The following is a 19,220-nucleotide window of genomic DNA, read 5'->3' on the forward strand; positions in this document are numbered from 1 at the left end:
CGCGACCCCGACGTACGATCTGTTGAGGAGGCTCCAGTGTCTGCAGCTGAGCCAGGCGCAGGCCCCGTTGTCGTGCTGCTGCACGGTGGCGGGCCCGGTGTCGATGCCGTGAGCAACTGGGCGAGCGTGCGCTCCAGGCTGGACGGCGATTTCCGCTGCCTGGCGCCCGATCTGCTCGGGTTCGGCACGCGGATCGCCGGGACCGGCGGGATCGAAGGGCCGCGGGCGTGGGCGCTGGCGCGTGCCCAGCAGATCCTCGACCTGCTCGACAGCGACGGCCTCGACCGAGTGCACCTGGTGGGCAACTCGGCCGCGGGTGGAGCTGCCGCGCTTGCGCTGCTGTCCCTCGCGCCCGAGCGAATCGACCGTGCGGTCGTGATGGGAGGCGCCGGGACCGGGCCGTTGCCCGCGGTGGTGCCGTTCTACGACGATCCGACCAAGCACTCCATGCGGGCCACCCTCGGCCGGCTCGTCGCCGACGACAGCGTGCACGAGGACCTGCTCGACGAGCTCGCCGACGTCCGGCTGCGGCAAGCCCTGCGTCCCGGAGCCGAGGCGGCGTTCCGGTCCATGTTCGTCGACGGCGTGGGCGGCCCGCCGCCCGTCGATCTCGCGACGATCGGTACGCCGGTCCTCGCGCTGCACGGAGAGCTCGACCGGGTCTCGCCGGTCGAGGTCTCCGAGCGGCTCGTTGATGCTCTGCCGAACGGCCGCCTCGCGGTGGTCGCCGGAGCGGGGCACTGGATCCACGTCGATCGGCCGGACGAGTTCTGCCGCTTGGTAGGGGAGTTCCTGAGCGCATGACACAGCCCAGCAGCGACAGCGCGAACCGGGTCGACGTCCTGATCGTCGGTGCCGGTCCCGCCGGCCTGACCCTTGCCATCGACCTGGCCCGGCGTGGTGTGGCCTGCCACGTCGTGGAGGCGACCGAAGAACGCCCGGTCAATCCCCGGTGCAACACCACGTCTGCACGGTCGATGGAGATCTTCCGGCGCCTAGGCCTTGCCGACGACATCCGGCGCGCCGGGCTGCCCGCGGACTACCCCACCTCGATCCACTACCGGACGACGCTGAGCGGCGAGGAGATCTTCCGCATCGAGCTGCCGTCGTCCGGCGATGTGCTGGCCGGTGTGGGCAAGGACGACTGGCCGACACCGGAGCCGCAGCACCGGATCTCGCAGCTGTTCCTCGAGCCCATCCTGGAGCGGCACGCGAGCGCGCTTCCGGGGCTGACCATCGAGCGCGGCAGCCGGTTGGTCGAGTTCCAGCAGTACGACGACCACGTCGAAGCGGTCGTGGAGACTGCGGGCGTACGCCGTACCGTGCACTGCGGGTACGTCGTCGGCTGCGACGGCGCCCACAGCGCCGTTCGGCGGCAGCTCGGGATCCGCTACGAGGGTGTCGACGCGCTGCAGCAGTTCGTGTCGACCTTCGTCCGCTCGCCCGAGCTGGGACGGCTGGCGGCCCGGGACCGCGCGTGGACGTACTGGACCTACGGGCGCCGGATCGCGTCGCTGATCGCGATCGACGGCGAGTCGTTGTGGTTGAACCATGTTGCCTTCGGCCCCGATCACGACACCGAGGGCGAGGATCCCGAACAGCTGCTGTACGACGCCGTCGGGCACCCGGTGGACCATGAGGTGCTCGGCGTGGTGCGCTGGACGGGGCGACGACTCGTTGCCCAGCGCTACCGCGTGGGCCGGGTGTTCCTGGCCGGCGACGCGGCCCATATCTGGATTCCGGTCGGGGGATTCGGGATGAACGCCGGCATCCAGGACGCGGCGACGCTCGGCTGGATGCTCGCGGCGGTCCACCACGGCTGGGCGCCTCCGGACCTGCTCGACGCCTACGAGCCGGAGCGCAAGCCGGTAGGGGAGCAGTTCGCCGACGCGGTCGGTTCGGCGGCGCGGACGTCGTTCGCGGACGTCTCGACCGACATCCATCTGCCCGGCCCGGAGGGGCAGCGCGCGCGTGCGGAGCTCGCCGATCGGCTCGCGGCCACCGAGCTGCACCGCTACTCGCCTGACGGATTCAGCTTCGGCTACCACTACGCCGGCTCGCCGTTGGTCGTCGGCGGCGAGGGTCAGGCCGCGATCACCATGGGCGACTTCCAGGATCGGGCGCAGCCCGGGTTCCGGTTGCCGCACGTCTGGCTCGACGACGGCCGGTCCGTGCTCGACCTGGTCGGCCCGGGCTTCACCTTGCTGAGGACCGACCCGGAGTGCGACGTGAGCGCCTGGACTGCGGCGGCGCGTGAGCTCGGCATCCCCTTCACCGTGGTCGACCTGCCGCAGCGGTGGCCTGACCGCTATCCCACCGCACTGCTGCTCGTGCGCCCGGACCAGCACATCGCCTGGATGGGCGGCGCGGACGCGCGTCCTGACGAGCTCCTGACCACTGTCACCGGCCACGTCACCGCCCACCAGCGGTAGAGATCACCAGGAGAACGCACATGCCATACGCACTGGGCATCGACGTCGGAGGTACCTTCACCGATGCGGTCGCCTCCGACGGGGCCGGCCGGATCGTGTCCGCCAAGACGCCGACGACCCCGCCGAACCGCGAGGTCGGGGTGATGCGCGCGATCGAGGACCTCGCCGGCGAGCTCGGCATCGGCGTCGGCGACCTGCTGTCGCAGACCGACTACATCGCGCACGGCACGACCGCGTCGATCAACGCGCTCGTCCAGGGCCACGTGGCCGACGTCGGGCTGATCGCCACCAAGGGCCACCGGGACGCGATCTACATCATGAACGCCGAGGGGCGCACCCTCGGCCGCTCGGCCCACGAGATCCAGGACACGCTGCGCCGGCGCAAACCCGCGCCGCTGATCCCGAAGTACCGGGCTCTGGAAGTCACCGAGCGGATCGATCACGCCGGGAAGATCCTCGTGCCGCTGGACGAGGCCGAGGTCCGTCGCGTCGCCCGGGGCCTGGTGGACCAGGGCGTCGAAGCGATCGCCGTCTGCCTGCTGTGGTCGTTCAAGAACGGGATCCACGAACAGCGGGTCCGGGAGCTGATCCACGAGATCGCGCCGGACATGTACGTCACGCTGTCGTCCGAGGTCAGCCCGCGCATCCGCGAGTTCGCGCGCACCTCGACGACGATCATGAACGCCCAAGTGGGTCCGCGGTTGCGGACGTACCTGCTCCCGTTGCAGCAGCAGTTGGAGGAGGGCGGGCTCAAAGGACCACTGCTGGTCATGCAGAGCGAAGGCGGCACGATCACCGCCGACCGTGCACCGGAGCATGCCATCACCACAGTGGGATCCGTCCTGTCCGGCGGCGTCATCGGCGGGATGCGCCTGGCCGAGCAGCTGGGACACCGCAACGTCATCACCACCGACGTCGGCGGTACGACGTTCCTGGCCGGGCTGATCGTCGACGGTGAGCCGGTGATGGCGCCGGGCTCGATCGTCAACCAGTTCCCGATCAACGCTGCGACGATCCGGGTGCACACCATCGGCTCCGGCGGTGGAGCGATCGCCTCCGTGGACGAGGGCGGGAACCTGCGACTCGGTCCGCAGAGCGCCGAAGCCGTCCCCGGCCCGGCCTGCTACGGCAACGGCGGCACCCGGCCCACCAACACCGACGCCAACCTGGTCCTCGGCATCCTCGGCGAGCGCGGGCTGCTCGGCGGCCGCAAGCCGCTGAGCCTGGACCTGGCCCGGCAAGCGATCCGCGAGCACGTGGCCGAGCCACTCGGGCTGACCGTCGAGCAGGCCGCTATTGCCATTCACGAGGTGCAGAACGCACAGGCGGGTGACCTCGTACGCCGGGCCGTCGTACAGGCCGGGTACGACCCGCGCGACTTCGTCGTCTACGCCTTCGGCGGTGCCGGGCCCGCGCACTGCGCCGGCTACTGCCAGGACCTGAACGTGCGCGAGGTCGTCGTACCGCTCGGTCCGGTCGCGTCCGCCTTCTCGGCGTACGGGCTGGCGGCCTCGGACGTCGCGCTGAGCGCGGAACTGTCGGACCCGGTGACGTTCCCGGTCGACCCCACGGTGCTCGAGTCGCACTTCGCGCAACTGGAAGCGGATCTGCACCGCGCGCTGGACCGGCAGAAGGTGAAGTTCCACGACGTGTCGCTGTACCGGGAGATCGACCTGCGGTACTCGATGCAGACCACCGAGCTCGCGACGGCCGTTCCGGACGGGAACTTCAGCGAGCGGACCAGTGACGAGATCCTCGAGCGGTTCGAGGAGCAGTACGAGCGCATCAACGGCAGCGGCTCCGGTTACCGGGAGGCCGGCGTCCAGGCGATCACCTACCGGGTGCGGGCCAAGGCGAGTCTCGGCTTCCCGGTCGCGCTGCCGGAGGTCGCGGCAGCCGACGGCCCCGATCCCGCCGGCGCGCTGCTGGGGCACCGTTCGGTCTGCCTCGACTCGCAGATCGGCTTCGTGACGACCCCGGTCTACGACTACGCACTGCTCCGCGCCGGCCACGAGCTCGTCGGCCCGGCGATCGTCGACGTACCGACGACCGTGGTCGTGGTGCCGGCCGGAGTGACCGGTCGCGTCGACCACCTCGGCAATCTCGTACTGCGCTACCAGTGAGGACACCTTCGATGACTTCCAGAATTCCCGGCGCGGACGAGTTCACCAGCCGGCCCATGCCCCGCGAGGAGCTGCTGCGGCAGATCTCGCCCACCCTGCCGCTGCATCAGGTCGACGAGTCGCGGAGCGAGCCGGTCGACGCCCTGACCTACGAGGTCGTCCGGCACCGCCTGTGGGCGATCACCCAGGAGATGGGGGAGACGCTGCGACGGATGTCGGGCTCGCACGTGGTCACCGAGTCCAACGACTTCAACTTCTCGATCTGTGACGAACTCGGCGAACAGGTCCAGGTCGGTACCTTCAACATCGGCCTGATCGGCTCGATGGACCTGGCGATCGTCTGGACCCTGCGCAACCGCAGCGACAACCCCGGGATCGCCGAGGGGGACATGTTCCTGTGCAACGACCCGTGGATCGGTGGCGGCCTGCACCAGAACGACGCCGCGATCCTGGCGCCGATCTTCCACGAGGGCAAGCTGTTCGGCTGGACGACGGCGATCGCTCATCAGGTCGATCTCGGCGGGCCGCGGCCGGGCTCCTTCAGCCCGTCGGCGCAGGACGTGTTCGGCGAGGCGGCCCCGACGCCGCCGCTGAAGGTGGTCCGCGGGGGAGTGCTGCAGCGCGACGTCGCCGAGGCTTGGGTCCGCCGATCGCGGCTGCCGCACTTGGTGGGGCTGGACCTGCGGGCCAAGATCGCCGCCAACAAGAACGCGGCCGAGCAGATCCTCCGGCTGATCACGAAGTACGGCGCCGACACCGTCAAGGTCGTCATGCGCCGGATGATGGACGACGCCGAGCGCCGGCTGCGGGCCAAGCTGGAGACGCTGCCCGACGGGACGTGGACCGCGGTCGGCTACCAAGAGCAGTCGCAGACCGGCGACCGGGGCCTGTACGCGATCAAGGTCGCGATGACCAAGCAGGGCGACCGGTTGGTGTTCGACTTCCGCGGGACCGCCGGGCAGACCGGCATCATCAACTGCCCGTACCCCGGGCTGCGGGCCGGGATCGTGTTCACGATGCTGCCGTTGCTGGCGGGGGACATCCCGTGGGCGGCCGGTGGGTTGATGCGTTGCTTCGAGATCGTCACCGACGAGGACACCATCACCAACGCCTCGTTCCCGGCCGCGGTGGGCAAGGGGCCCTTCGGTCCGGCCTGGGGAGCGGGCAACCTCGTCGCCGAGGTGCTCGCCAAGATGCTGGACGCCGAGCCCGACCACCGCACCGACGTACAGTCCATCTGCAACGGCACGACCGACCTGTGCGTGGTGTCCGGCGTCGATGTCCGCGGCGGTGGCAGCAAGGGCTTCGTGTCGCCGGTGTTCGACGTGATGGCCGGTGGCTACGGCGCGCAGGTGTACCACGACGGCGTTGACACCGGCGGCCGGCTCATCATCCCCGCGGCGCGGGCACCTGACGTCGAGATGACGGAGTACCTCTACCCGCTGGTCGCCTTGTGGCGGCGTGAGCAGACCGACTCCGGGGGACCGGGCCGGCAGCGGGGCGGGATGAGCGGCTCGGTCTGCTACGTCCAGCATCCCGACCAGCAGGGAACGATGTCGCTGGTGGTGTCCGGAACCGGCAAGGTCGCCAACCAGAACGTCGGCCTGGCGGGCGGCTACCCGGGCAACTCCCAGCTCGACCTCGTGGTGCGCGGGATCGATCTGCCCCAGCTCGCCGACGCGGCCACCATTCCCGGTGGCCTGGACGAGCTCGGCGGCGAAGTCGAAGTGCTGCCCTGCGAGGGGGAGTCGACCCTAGGTCCCGGCGACGCGCTCTACCTGCACTGGCAAGCCGGTGGCGGGTACGGCGACCCGCTGCTCCGCCCGGCCGAGAGCGTCGGTGACGACGTACTCCAGGTGCGGGTGTCGGCAGCTGCCGCGCGGGACGTCTACGGCGTCGTGCTCGGTGAAGACGGTGAGGTCGATCCGGCAGCGACAGACGGCCTCCGCCAGGAACTGCGGACCAGACGCGCGTCCGGGGCCGGACTGTCCAGCACCCCGCCGATGGCGATCAGTACGCCGGAGCTGGAGGAGGCGCGCCGGCTCGACGACAACCTCGTTGTCCTCGATTCACCGCACGGCGGGACGGTGGCCTGCGTCCACTGCGGCACCGAGATCGGACCGCTGGCCGGGGGCGAGTTCGTCGCGGCGCTGGCTCGCCGCGAATCGGCACCGACCGAGGCGGGTCCTCACATCTGGCACGACCCGAGCGAGTACGTCGACGCCGAGATCGTCTTCCGGCAACTGTTCTGTCCTGGCTGCCTGACCGCGGTCCACTCACGGGTCGTCCCGGTCGACCACCCGCTGCCCGCCGACGACTACCGGAGCTGGGCATGAAGAGGTAGAACGTTCTGTCTTGACATTGGATGGCGCTCGCGGAATGATGTGTGTACGGAACGTTCGGTCTACTAAGTGGATCGGGTGGTTCCGCCCCACATCACTCGAGAGGATCATCGTGAGCACCGTTGAATCACCTGCCGTCGAAGGCGTCGCGGCGGCACTGCGCCGGCTGTACTTCGTCCGGTTCGCCTTCGCCATCGTCTGGGCGATCCTGCTGTTCACCACCAAGTCGGACCTGGGCCCGCTCGGCGTCACGCTCGTCGTCCTGTACCCGCTGTTCGACGTCGCCGCAGCGGTCGTCGACGCCCGTTCGTCCCAGGGTGCTCGCTCGGCCCGCGGCCTGTACGTCAACATCGCGATCAGCCTGATCGCCACCATCGGCCTGGCGATCGCCAGCAGCTCCGGTGTGCCGGCGGTCCTGCGGATCTGGGGCGCCTGGGCGATCGTCGCCGGGCTGGTTCAGTTGATCGTGGCCCTCGGCCGTCGCTCGATGGGTGGGCAGTGGCCGATGATCCTGAGCGGTGGCCTGTCGGTGCTGGCCGGCGCGTCGTTCGTCGCCGGTGCCTCCGCGGAGGACCCGAAGCTGACCAACATCGCTGGTTACGCGATCCTCGGCGGCATCTTCTTCCTCGTCTCGGCGATCCGGCTCGGCCGCGCCGCCAAGGGGAACTGAGATGACCACCACCACGTACGACGTCGTCATCATCGGCGCGGGACCGGTCGGGGAGAACGTCGCCGACCGCCTCGTGCAGGGCGGCCTGACCGCCGCCATCGTGGAGCGGGAACTGGTCGGGGGCGAGTGCTCCTACTGGGCCTGCATGCCCACCAAGGCGTTGCTGCGCAGCGCGGCAGCGCTCCGGGCGGCCCGGCAGGTCCCCGGCGCACGGGAAGCCGTGACCGGTGACCTGGACGTCGCCGCGGTGCTCGGCCGGCGTGACTCCTTCGCCTCGAACTGGGAGGACGACGGACAGGCGTCGTGGCTGGAGTCGGTCGGCGTTCCGCTGTTTCGCGGACACGGCCGGATCAGCTCCGACCGGGTCGTCGAGGTGACGGCCGGCGACGGTACGACGACGACGCTGACCGCGCGGCACGCGGTCGTCGTCACGACCGGGAGCGGCGCGCTGGTCCCGGACATCGACGGGCTCCGCGCGGCGGCGCCGTGGACCAGCCGCGAAACCGTTGCGGCCAAGGAGGTTCCGGGCCGGCTCGCCATCATCGGCGGCGGGGTGGTGGCCACGGAGATGGCGACCGCCTTCAGCGATCTGGGATCGTCGGTGACGATGCTGGCGCGTGACGGCGTACTGCACCTCGCGGAGCCGTTCGTGGGGGAGCGGGTGGCGGAATCGCTGCGGGACAAGGGTGTGTCGGTGCGGATCGGCGCCGAGGCCGGTTCCGTGAAGCGCAACGACGACGGCACGGTCTCCATCACGCTGGTCGACGGCGAGCAGATCGACGCCGACGAACTGCTGGTCGCGATCGGTCGCACCCCGAACACGCAGGACCTCGGTCTGGAGACCGTCGGCCTGACGCCGGGTGCGTGGCTGACCGTCGACGACACGATGCGGGTCGTCGGGCCGGACGCCGCGCCGCTCGGCGACGGATGGTTGTACGCCGCCGGTGACGTGAACCGCCGCGTCCTGCTCACCCACCAGGGCAAGTACCAGGCCCGCGCGGTGGGCGACGTCATCGTGGCGCGCGTCAAGGGCGAACCGGTCGAGGACGACCGCTGGGGCCGGCACGCGGCGACCGCCGACGAGCGCGCGGTGCCGCAGGTGGTGTTCACCGATCCGGAGGTCGCGTCGGTCGGCCTGACCGCGGCTGCCGCCGAGGCCGCCGGCCTGCGGATCCGGGTCGTGGACTACGACCTGGCCGCCACCGCCGGATCGTCACTGCACGCCGAGGGCTACCAGGGCCACGCCCGGATGGTCGTCGACGAGGACCGCAAGGTGATCGTCGGTTTCACGCTGGTCGGGCCGGACGTCGCGGAAATGGTGCACGCGGCAACGATCGCCATCGTCGGCGAGGTCCCGCTGGACCGGCTCTGGCACGCGGTCCCGGCGTTCCCCACCGTCAGCGAGGTCTGGCTGCGCCTGCTGGAAGCCTACGGCCGCTGAGCCGTCCCACTGGTGTCCGTCCCGCGTGAGTCGCACCGGGACGGGACACCGGGCAAGCCTCCTCCTCCTCTTCCTCCCCGAAAGGGTCTGTTCGTCATGCGCTCTCGCTTCTCCCGCCTCGCGGTCGCCGGTGCCACCGCACTCGCCTTGCTCGCCGCCGCGGTGCCGTCCGCGGCGTCAGCCGCCGACAAGTCGGCCGGAACTCCGAAGCCGACCATCGTGCTCGTCCACGGAGCGTGGGCGGACTCCTCGAGCTGGAACCCCGTCATCGAACGGCTGCGCCGCGACGGCTACCCCGTCCGCGCCCTCGCCAATCCGCTGCAGGGGTTGACCAGCGATACCGCCTACGTCGCCAGCTACCTGTCCACCATCGACGGTCCCAAGGTCCTGGTCGGTCACTCCTACGGCGGCGCCGTCATCACCAACGCCGCCACCGCCGTCCCCGACGTCAAGTCACTCGTCTACATCGCCGGGTTCATCCCCGCCAAGGGCGAGACGATCGGTGAACTCGCTGCGAAGTCGACGCCGCCGCTGCCGCTGATCTCCACCCAGGTCCCCGGCGGCACGGAGGTCAGCCTCGACCCGGCGCAGTTCCGTTCGGCCTTCGCCGGCGACCTCGACGAAACCGCCGCGACGGACCTCGCCATCACCCAGCGGCCCGCCAACACCAAGGCGGTCACCGACGCCAGCGTCACCGAGGGCTTCCGCACCATCCCCAGCTGGGCCCTCCTCACGCGTCAGGACCACGCCATTTCCCCTGACCTGCAACGCTTCATGACGAGCCGGGCGCACGCCCGCGTTACCGAGGTGGACGCGTCCCACGCGGTCATGCTGAGTCGTCCGGGCGCTGTCACCAAGATCATCGAGCAAGCCGCGCGGTGACCCCGATGACTGTCGACGACGCAACCGCCGTACGGGCCGTACCGATGACGCACCGACAGATCCTGCGGGCACTGTCCGGTCTGTACGTCGGCATCTTCGTGGCGATCCTGTCGTCGACGGTCGTGACGAACGCCCTGCCGACGATCGTGGCGGACCTGCACGCCGGCCAGAGCGTCTACACCTGGGTGATCACGGCGACCCTGCTGGCCACGACGGTGTCGAGCCCGGTCTGGGGCAAACTGGCCGATCTGGTCAGCAAGAAGCTGCTCATCCAGGTGAGCCTGGTCGTCTTCACGGTGGGCTCCGTACTGTCCGGGCTGTCGTCCGATCCGGGCATGCTGATCGCGGCGCGGGCGGTGCAGGGGATCGGCGCCGGCGGTCTGCTCGCGCTCATCCAGGTGATCATCGCAACGATGATCCCGCCGCGGGAGCTGGGCCGGTACTCCGGCTACTTCGGCGCGGTGTTCGCGGTCGGGACCAGCGCGGGGCCGCTGATCGGCGGGCTGATCGTGGACACCGACTGGCTCGGCTGGCGGTGGTGCTTCTTCGTCGGCGTACCCTTCGCGGTCGTCGCCCTGATCGTGCTGCAGAAGACATTGCACCTTCCGATCGTCAGAGGTTCCGTGAAGATCGACTGGGCCGGCGCCGCGCTGCTGACCGCCGCCGCGTCGCTCCTGCTGATCTGGGTAACGCTTGCCGGTGACCGGTACGCCTGGGTCTCCTGGGAGACCGCGGCCATGCTCGGTGGGACTTTGCTGCTGTCGCTCGCGTTCGTCGCCGTCGAACGGCGAGCCAAGGCTCCGATCCTGCCGCTGTGGCTGTTCCGGACCCGCACCGTCGTGCTGTCGATCACCGCCGGACTCGCGATCGGCGTGGCCCTCTATGCCGCGACGACCTACCTCAGCCAGTACTTCCAGCTGGCGGAGGGAAAGAGCCCTACGATCGCCGGCTTCCTCGCCCTGCCCTTGATTCTCAGCCTGGCCCTCGCGTCGACGATCGCGGGCCGGATCATCTCGGCCACCGGGCGCTGGAAGCCGCTTCTGGTCGGCGGTGCCGCCTTGATCGCCGTCGGGCTCGCACTGCTCGGTCTGACGCAGCGCGATACGCCGTACTGGCAGCTGGCCCTCGGAATGGGGTTGCTCGGCCTCGGGCTCGGCATCACCTTGCAGAACCTCGTCCTCGCGGTCCAGAACCAGGTGAGCCCGCGCGAACTCGGAGCGGCCACCTCATCGGTCTCGTTCTTCCGTACGCTCGGGGGCACCCTCGGCGTCTCGGCTCTCGGGGCAGTGCTGGCCGGCCAGGTCGGTCACCGCATCGCCGACGGCTTGATCGGCCTGGGAATCCCGGCGACCGGCACCGGCGGGTCCCTGTCCCGGCCCGCGGACCTTCCCGCGCCGGTTCGGGCCGTGGTCGAGGACGCGTACGGGCACGTCACCGGCACCCTCTTCCTGTACACGGTGCCACTGGGACTCGTCGCCCTGGTCTGCATCCTGTTGATCCGCGAAGTTCCGCTGCGCACGTCCAACGTCGTCGACGGCTGACCCGGAAAAGCCTCCCGCACACGTTCGCAAACTGAGGAGTGACACGGGCCTTGACGTCCTCTACTGTGTAGTGGACGTTACATACACATGAAGCGAATGTGATAACCGGGAGATCGAGATGCACGTCGATATCTGTGCCGGGTCGGTGACCCGGTGTCTCGCGTGAACAGCGAACGACGCCGGCCGTTGGTCCGCGTCCAGCAGCTGACCAAGTACTTCGGCTCCACCTGCGCCCTGGACCGCGTCGATCTCGCGGTGCACGCCGGAGAGGTGCTGGCCGTGGTCGGGCACAACGGCTCGGGCAAGTCGACCTTGGTGAAGCTGCTGGCCGGGTTTCACACGCCCGACGGCGGCGCCATCGACCTTCGCGGCGACGGCACCGAGGGGACCGAGCTGCGCTTCATCCATCAGGATCTGGGGCTGGTCGGATCCCTGTCCACGGTGGAGAACCTCGCCCTCGGATCGGCCTCGGACGGCCCGCCGTGGCGGCGTCTTCGCAAGGCGGCCGAGCGGGCCCAGGCGATCGAGCTGGTCGCGCAGTTCGGCGTGGACTTCGACGTCGACGCGCTGGTGCAGGAGCTCTCGCCGGCCGAGCAGACGATCGTGGCGATCGCCAGGGCCCTGCGCGGCTGGGACGAGGAGCGGGACGTGGTCCTCGTCCTCGACGAGCCGACCGCCGCGCTGCACGGGAGCGAGGTCGACCGGCTGATGGCCGTCGTCCGTCGGGTGGCCGAGCGTGGCGCCGGCGTGCTGTTCATCTCGCATCGCCTCGACGAGGTCCTCGGCGTCGCCGACACCGTCCTGGCGCTGCGCAACGGCGGCGTCGTCGGCAATCTACCGTGCTCGGAGACCGACTACGCGGGACTGGTGGAGCTGGTCGCCGGCGGCGCCGTCGAGGAGCTGGAACGTCGTACTGCCGAACGTGGCGACGCCGTGCTCCGCGTCAAAGCCCTGCGGGGCAACGCGATCCGGGACTTCGACGTGACCGTGCACGCGGGCGAGATCGTCGGAGTGGCCGGCATCCTGGGCTCCGGCCGCGACGAGGTGTGCGGGACGATCTTCGGCGGTCGCCGACGGACCCACGGCACCGTGCGGCTGCGGGACAACGACCTCGCACCGGGAGATCTGCGGCAGTCCATCCGTCGCGGCGCCGCCTTCGTACCAGGGGATCGGCACCAGCACGGCGCGGTGATGACGATGACCGCGGCCGAGAACCTCGAATCCGTCCGGGTCCCGGGAGTGCAGCGGCGGTGGCAGCGGGTCCGGAAGCCGGAGGAGTTCCGTGAGGTCGCGGAGTGGTTCGCCGCGTGCGGGGTGGTCCCCGCCCAGCCGGAGATGCCGCTGTCGCAGTTCAGCGGCGGCAACCAGCAGAAGGTGGTCCTGGCCAAGTGGCTGCGGACCCACCCGGACCTGCTGCTGCTCGAAGAGCCCACCCAGGGCGTGGACGTCGGGGCCAAGTCGGTGATCCACCAGCTGATCGTGCAGACCGCCAACCAGGGGGCCGCCGTACTGGTCGCCTCCTCGGAGGCCAAGGAGCTCGCGCAGCTGTGCGACCGCGTGCTGATCCTGGCCGACGGGGTCGTCGTCGACGAGGTCGCGGGCACGGACGTGACCGAGGCCCGCATCCTGCACGCGAGCGTGCCGGTATGAGCACCGCGGACACCCGCCGTACGACGGCGCCGGACCAGAAGACCACGACGTCAGGAGACCACGCTCCCATGCCCGCCAGCAGCACGAACCCGACGCGGAGCGGGTGGCACGGCCTGCGTCACTCGCTCGCCTTCCACAACATCAGCGCGGTCTACATCTGGATCGCGATGGTGATCCTGTTCTCGATCCTGGTCCCCGAGACGTTCCCGACGGTGGACACCGTCCGGATCGTGCTCGCCGACCAGGCCCTGACCGCGATCCTGGCGATCGGCCTGGTGCTTCCGCTCGCGGCAGGAGCCTTCGATCTCTCGATCGGTTCGCAGCTCGGCCTGGCCGCCATCGTGGTGGCGTGGATGCTGTCGGTTCAGGACTTCGGGCTGTGGGTCTCGATCCTGGGCACCCTCGTGGTCGGAGCCGCCGTCGGACTGATCAACGGCCTGCTGATCGTGAAGGCGAAGATCAGCTCGTTCATCACGACGCTGGGCATGAGTTCGATCATCCTGGCCGGGATCTCCTGGATCTCCCACGACGCCCAGATCCTCGATCTCGGGACGGACTTCCAGGAGATCGCGACCCACCCGATCTTCGGAGTGCCGCTGTCGGTCTACGTGATGGTCGTGCTCGCCGCCTGCGTCTGGTACCTGCTCGACAACACTCATCTCGGCCGGGCGGTCTACGCCACGGGCGGCAACACGGAGGCGGCGCGGCTGGCCGGCGTACGGACCGAGGTGGTCGTGGTGGCGTGCCTGGTGAGCTGCTCACTCCTGGCCGCGGTCGCGGGCATCCTGCTCAGCTCTTCGCTCGCCACCGGCGACCCGACGATCGGCCCCGGCTACATGCTGCCGGCGTTCGCCGCGGCGTTCCTCGGGTCGACGCAGTTCCGCAACGGACGGTTCAACGTGCTCGGGACGGTCGTCGCGGTCTACGTCCTCGCGACCGGCGTCAAAGGTCTGCAACTGGCCGGCGCTCCGGTGTGGATTCCGGAGCTCTTCAACGGCGTCGCGCTGCTGGTCGCCGTGGCGGTGAACCGGCGTCAGGGGTCGGCGCGCCGCGCCCGCTCGACCCGGACGACGGTGCCGGTCACCGCCGAACGTTCCGTCTGAGCGAGATCGCTCGAACGGCTCCCAGCTCGCTCAAGCACAACCTCTTGCAAGGAGAACTGCCATGAAGAGACGTCGATTCGCCCTTGGTGCCACCGCGACGCTGGCCGGTCTGGCGTTGGTGGCCGGCTGCGGGAGCAGCGGGCAGGAAACGGCGACCGCCCTGACCGCCGATGCCCAGGCGAAGGCCAAGGAGCTGGTCGCGCCGTACGAGGGCAAGCCTGGAGCATTTCCGGTTACCGAGCGGCTCAGCTCGCCGGTCCCGGCGGGGACACGGATCGCCTACATCGACAACGGGAACGCGCTCGTCTCGCTGATCTTCCGGCTCATGCAGCCGGCCGCCAAGGAGCTCGGCGTCGACCTGTACGCCGTACGGGCGGGCACTTCGGCCAGCGGCGTCCAGGCCGCGTTCAGCACCGTCGTCCAACAGCGTCCGGACGCGGTGATCAACACCGCGATCGATCCGGCCCTGTGGGACAACCAGCGCAAACAGCTCATCGCTGCAGGCATTCCGGTCGTTTCGCTCGGCACCGTGGCGCCGTCGAGCAGCGGACTCGTCCAGCCGAACGGCGAGGCGGCGTTCGAGCGGCAGGGCCGGCTGCAGGCGGCTTGGCTGGTCGCCAACAACGACAAGTCGGTCGAAGCGGTGCTGTACGAGCACAACGAGCTCGCCTACGCCGCGGCGGTCAAGAAGGGGTTCGAGAGTGAACTGGAGAAGCTGTGCCCCGACTGCACGGCCAGGGTCGTGCAGATCCCGATCACCGAGGTCGGCAACAAGGCTCCGGAGCGGATCGTCAGCGACCTCCAGGCGCACCCCGGCACCCGCGCCGTCGTTTTCCAGTCCTCCGCGGTCGCGACGGGACTGCCTGCGAAGTTCAAGGTCGCCGGGCTGAAGGACATTCAGATCGTTGGCGCGAACCCGCTGCCGACCAACCTGCAGTACCTGAAGGACAAGCAGGGCACGGTCGAGCTCGGGGCGGACCTGAACACGCTGGCGTGGACTGCTGTCGACACCGCGGCGCGACTCATCGTCGGCCAGGAGCTGCAGCCGAACGTGGTCAAGGGTGATGCCCTGGTGCACCAGTTCCTGCGTCCGGAGGACATCACCTTCGATCCCACGCGGGGCTTCTCGGCGTACCCGGACGTCGCAGACCGGTTCAAGGCGCTCTGGACCCGATGACCCGACCCCCGCGCCGCCGGTCTGCGCTCAGCGGCCGCGACTACGCCGAAGCGTCGTGGCTGATTTCGGCTGACTCCTGTCAATAGGTGTCATTGACGGCTGGGTTGATGACCCCTCCGAGTTCACTATTGCGTCTCCCGTCGTTCAGCGACCGTCGTGAGCACCGGCCCACGATCGGTAGCGCCGAACTTCGGCGATCGTCAACGGCCTTCGGCCGGCGGCGATTCGGAACGCCAGGAGGAGCAACGTCATGGAGGCAGAACCATCGGTGCCGCCGGTCGGCGCGCGAAGCCGCCGCCCGTGGTACCGGCGCCTGCAGATCTGGATCCTTGCGGGCGCGGTCGGCGGGGCGGCGACCGGGCTCCTCGCTCCCGGATTCGGGCGGGCGCTGGCCCCGCTCGGCGAAATCTTCGTCAGTCTGCTGACCATGACGCTCGGCCCGATCGTGTTCTGCATGGTCGTCGCCGGCATCGGAGCCGTCGCCAACCTGCGGCAGGTCGGCCGGGTGGCGTTTCGATCGATCGTGTACTTCGAGGTCGTCACCACCATCGCTCTTCTGCTCGGCCTCGCCGTGGTCAACCTGGTACGGCCCGGCGCCGGCCTGCACATCTCGCCCGCGAGCCTGGTGGTCAGCGAGGACGCAGCGCAGAAGATGGAGTCAGCCCAGTCGCTCTCGGCGTGGGACCACCTGACGCACGCGATCCCGAGCAACATCGTGGCCAGCTTCGCCGACGGCGCGATCCTGCAGATCCTCGTGTTCGCCGTACTGTTCGGCGTCGCGCTGGCGGTGCTCGGCGAGCGCGGCCGGCCGATCACCCGGGGGATCGAGAAGCTGTCCGAGGTGCTCTTCACCGTCGTCCGGTTCGTCACCTACGTTGCGCCGATCGGCGTGTTTGGGGCGATGGCGTACACGCTGGGCAGTTTCGGTGCCGCGACCATCGGCGGCCTGGTGAAGCTCATCGCGACCTTCTACGGAACGTCGATCGTGTTCGTCGTGGTGGTCTTCGGCGGCGTGCTGCTGATCAGCCGGCTGAACCCGTTGCGGGTGTTCGCCTACTTCAAGGAAGAGATCGTGCTCGCTCTGGGCGCGTCGTCTTCTGAAGTCGCAGTGCCCGGCATCATTCGCAAACTCGAGCACGTCGGGGTCTCGAAAGGCACGGCGGGCATCAGTGTCGGTGCGGGATACTCGTTCAACCTCGACGGCACCTGTCTGTACCTCACGCTGGCCTCGATGTTCATCGCGCAGGCTCTCGACATCCGGCTGGACCTCGGCCAGCAGTTGGCGTTGCTTCTGGTGATGTTGCTGTCCTCGAAGGGATCCGCCGGTGTCAGCGGTGGCGGCTTCGTCCAGCTCACGGCAACGATCTCGTCGTTCTCGCTGATCCCGGTGTCCGGCGTCATGCTGGTCTTCGGTGTCGACCGCTTCATGTCGGAGTGCCGCGCTGTCGTGAACTCCCTCGGCAACGCGATCGCGGGCCTCGTCATCGCTCGCTTCGAAGGTGAGATCACGCCGGCCGAGGTGATGCGCATCATGGCCGGCGAAGCGCCGGGGCACGTCCGCGAGCTCGATCCGGCACCGACCACGAACGACGCGGAGCAGGCCCACCGGCTCGCCCGTGAACCAGTCGGCGCTGGGGCCGGCTCGAACCGCTCGGAAGAGGGAGACAAATGACGACCGTCATCGCCAACGACCGCACGTACCGGGTGCCTGAGCGTCCGGTGGTCGTGTTCACCGTCGACGGTGGGGATCCGCGGTACTTCCGGGACGCCTTGCAGCGCGGCATCATGCCGCGGCTCGCGCTGATGCTTGAGGCCGGCGGAGAGTTCGGCGTGGGCGCCTCGGAGGTGCCGAGCCTGACCAATCCGAACAACATCTCGATCGTGACCGGCGTGCCCCCGGCCCTTCACGGCATCCCCGGCAACTACATGCGAGCGCCGGACGGCGAGCTGGTCCTGCTCAACGATCCGAAGTACCTGCGGGCACCGAGCATCCACGCCTGCTTCGAGAAGGCCGGCGTTCCGACCCTCATGATCACCGCGAAGGACAAGCTGCGGCAGCTGCTCGGCAACGGTGGCGTGCCGAGCGTCAGCGTGGAGTGTGCCGCGGGGGCCGGGTTGCCGGCGTACGGGATCGAATCGGTCGAGAAACTCGTCGGAGAGCCGGCCCCGCACGTCTACGACACCTTCTCCAGCCACTACGGGATGCGCCTGGGGCTGGCTGTGCTCCGGGCGGTGCCGCAGATCCGTCTGCTCTACGTCTCGCTCACCGACCGGGTTCAGCACGAGTACGCTCCCGGTGAGTCCGAAGCCGATCGGTTCTTCACGGAGTTCGACCGGTTGGTGGGCGAGTACCTCGACGCGGGCTGCACGGTGGCGATCACCGCCGATCACGGGATGAACGCCAAGCACGACAGCGAAACCGGGCAGCCTCGGGTCCGGTTCCTGGCCGACGTGCTCGCTGCTGCCGGGATTCCGGTTCAGGACGTCGTACTGCCGATCACCGATCCGTACCCCCGCCACCACGGGGCTCTTGGATCGTTTGCCTGGCTGTACCTCGAACCCGAGCACCGGGCGCCGGCTCGTGAAATCCTCGCGGCAGTGCCCGGGATCGAGGAGATCTGGGACGCGGAGACGGCGGCGACGCTGTACGAACTTCCCGTGGACCGTGTGGGAGACCTTGCGGTGACCGCGGCGGCGGACACCGCGCTGGGCGCCTCCGCGACGGACCACGACCTGACCCAGTTGCAGCGCCGGCTGCGCTCCCACGGCGGCCGGCACGAGCAGCCGGTGCCGCTCATCGTCAGTCAGCAGATCGCCGGGCCGCTGGCCGCGCGGTACCGGGCGGGAATCCTGCGGAACCGTGACATCCACGACCTCGTGCTCAACCACACCGCCACGAGCTGACCGATCAGGAGCATCATGCGAGCACCGGATCTCCATCAGCTCAGGGTTTTCGTCGCGATCGTCGACACCGGCGGCTTCTCGGCCGCCGCACCTGGACTGGGGCTGACCCAGTCCACGGTGTCCACCCATCTGCGGCGCCTCGAAGCCGAGGTGGGCACCGTGCTGATCGACCGCAGCGGCAACTCGTTGCGGCTGACAACAGCCGGAGAGTTGTTGCTCGGGTACGCCCGCCAGATCCTCGCGCTGACCGAGGAGGCGCTCGATCAGCTCGCCCGGTTGAGCACCAAACCGGTCACGGGAACGCTCGCCATCGGAGGGACCACGACGTCGGGGGAACGAATCCTGCCGGAACGGCTGCAGAGCTTCCTGCAACGGCATCCCGACGTCACGCTGGCGCTGTCGGTGTCGAACACAGCCGACACGGTGCGGCAGGTGCTCGACGGCTCGCTCGCCCTGGCGCTGGTCGGCGACGACGTCGAGGACAAGGCGTTGTTGATCAGCCGCCCGGTCGGGACCGAGCAGCAGATCGTGATCGTGTCCGGCGCGCACCCGCTCGCGGGTCAGCGCGCTGACCCTGGCGACCTTCGGGGGACCAGCGTGCTCGTCCGTGAGCCCGGCTCGAGCACGCGGCGCTACCAGGAACGCCTGTACGCCGAGTGGCGGATTCCCCGGTCGACGATCAGCAGCATGGCCAGTACCTCGGCGATCATCAACGCGGTCGCCGCAGGTCTGGGGATCGCTTGCCTGCCTCGCGTCGCCGTACGGGATGCGCTCGCTTCAGGCCGCGTCGCCGAGCTCCAGCTCGAGCCGGCGCCGCCCGACCGGCCCGTGACCGTGATCCGGAAACGCGATCGTCCGCTGTCGCAGCTGGAGGAGCTGTTCCTCGCTCACCTCGAGCGAACCCAGAAAGGGTGACCGGCCGGGCCGGCGTAGATCCGGGAGACGCTCGTCGCGG

The 19,220-nt window shown here is 69.5% G+C and carries 14 protein-coding genes; all 14 read left to right on the forward strand.

Annotation, left to right across the window (positions count from 1 at the left end; translation table 11 throughout):
* The first annotated feature begins 36 nt into the window (after positions 1-36).
* On the forward strand, positions 37-804 hold the full coding sequence (locus ABD235_RS38060; RefSeq protein ID WP_344183269.1) for an alpha/beta fold hydrolase: 768 nt from the start codon (positions 37-39) through the stop codon (positions 802-804).
* The gene (locus ABD235_RS38065; RefSeq protein ID WP_344183271.1) at positions 801-2,432 is read left to right on the forward strand and encodes an FAD-dependent monooxygenase; all 1,632 of its coding nucleotides are present in this window, start codon (positions 801-803) and stop codon (positions 2,430-2,432) included. Before ABD235_RS38060 ends, ABD235_RS38065 begins: the two co-directional genes overlap by 4 nt.
* A 20-nt stretch (positions 2,433-2,452) precedes the next feature.
* Positions 2,453-4,555 (forward strand): hydantoinase/oxoprolinase family protein, encoded by a 2,103-nt coding sequence (locus tag ABD235_RS38070; protein WP_344183273.1) that lies wholly within the window; start codon positions 2,453-2,455, stop codon positions 4,553-4,555.
* 11 nt (positions 4,556-4,566) lie between these two features.
* Positions 4,567-6,891, forward strand: coding sequence for a hydantoinase B/oxoprolinase family protein (locus tag ABD235_RS38075; protein ID WP_344183275.1), 2,325 nt, complete (start codon positions 4,567-4,569; stop codon positions 6,889-6,891).
* A 118-nt stretch (positions 6,892-7,009) separates the two neighbouring features.
* The gene (locus ABD235_RS38080) at positions 7,010-7,567 is read left to right on the forward strand and encodes a hypothetical protein (RefSeq protein ID WP_344183277.1); all 558 of its coding nucleotides are present in this window, start codon (positions 7,010-7,012) and stop codon (positions 7,565-7,567) included.
* 1 nt (position 7,568) lies between these two features.
* Positions 7,569-9,008 (forward strand): dihydrolipoyl dehydrogenase family protein, encoded by a 1,440-nt coding sequence (locus tag ABD235_RS38085; RefSeq protein ID WP_344183279.1) that lies wholly within the window; start codon positions 7,569-7,571, stop codon positions 9,006-9,008.
* A 96-nt stretch (positions 9,009-9,104) separates the two neighbouring features.
* Complete coding sequence (locus tag ABD235_RS38090; RefSeq protein WP_344183281.1) at positions 9,105-9,890, forward strand: alpha/beta fold hydrolase; 786 nt, start codon at positions 9,105-9,107, stop codon at positions 9,888-9,890.
* A gap of 5 nt (positions 9,891-9,895) precedes the next feature.
* Positions 9,896-11,431, forward strand: coding sequence for an MDR family MFS transporter (locus ABD235_RS38095; RefSeq protein ID WP_344183283.1), 1,536 nt, complete (start codon positions 9,896-9,898; stop codon positions 11,429-11,431).
* 162 nt (positions 11,432-11,593) lie between these two features.
* Positions 11,594-13,081 carry a sugar ABC transporter ATP-binding protein gene (locus ABD235_RS38100; RefSeq protein ID WP_344183285.1) on the forward strand — a complete coding sequence of 496 codons (1,488 nt, stop codon included), beginning with the start codon at positions 11,594-11,596 and terminating at the stop codon, positions 13,079-13,081.
* Complete coding sequence (locus ABD235_RS38105) at positions 13,078-14,184, forward strand: ABC transporter permease (RefSeq protein WP_344183287.1); 1,107 nt, start codon at positions 13,078-13,080, stop codon at positions 14,182-14,184. Before ABD235_RS38100 ends, ABD235_RS38105 begins: the two co-directional genes overlap by 4 nt.
* Positions 14,185-14,245: 61 nt before the next feature.
* Positions 14,246-15,361 carry a sugar ABC transporter substrate-binding protein gene (locus tag ABD235_RS38110; protein ID WP_344183289.1) on the forward strand — a complete coding sequence of 372 codons (1,116 nt, stop codon included), beginning with the start codon at positions 14,246-14,248 and terminating at the stop codon, positions 15,359-15,361.
* Between the two features lie 250 nt (positions 15,362-15,611).
* The gene (locus tag ABD235_RS38115; RefSeq protein ID WP_344183290.1) at positions 15,612-17,033 is read left to right on the forward strand and encodes a cation:dicarboxylate symporter family transporter; all 1,422 of its coding nucleotides are present in this window, start codon (positions 15,612-15,614) and stop codon (positions 17,031-17,033) included.
* Positions 17,030-18,265: an alkaline phosphatase family protein gene (locus ABD235_RS38120; RefSeq protein ID WP_344183292.1), complete on the forward strand. Its 1,236-nt coding sequence runs from the start codon at positions 17,030-17,032 to the stop codon at positions 18,263-18,265. The genes ABD235_RS38115 and ABD235_RS38120 overlap by 4 nt, the downstream gene beginning before the upstream one ends.
* Positions 18,266-18,280: 15 nt before the next feature.
* Positions 18,281-19,180 carry a LysR family transcriptional regulator gene (locus ABD235_RS38125; protein ID WP_344183294.1) on the forward strand — a complete coding sequence of 300 codons (900 nt, stop codon included), beginning with the start codon at positions 18,281-18,283 and terminating at the stop codon, positions 19,178-19,180.
* The last annotated feature ends 40 nt before the right edge of the window (positions 19,181-19,220 follow it).

It is taken from the genome of Kribbella lupini, from assembly GCF_039529595.1.
Taxonomy (GTDB): domain Bacteria; phylum Actinomycetota; class Actinomycetes; order Propionibacteriales; family Kribbellaceae; genus Kribbella; species Kribbella lupini.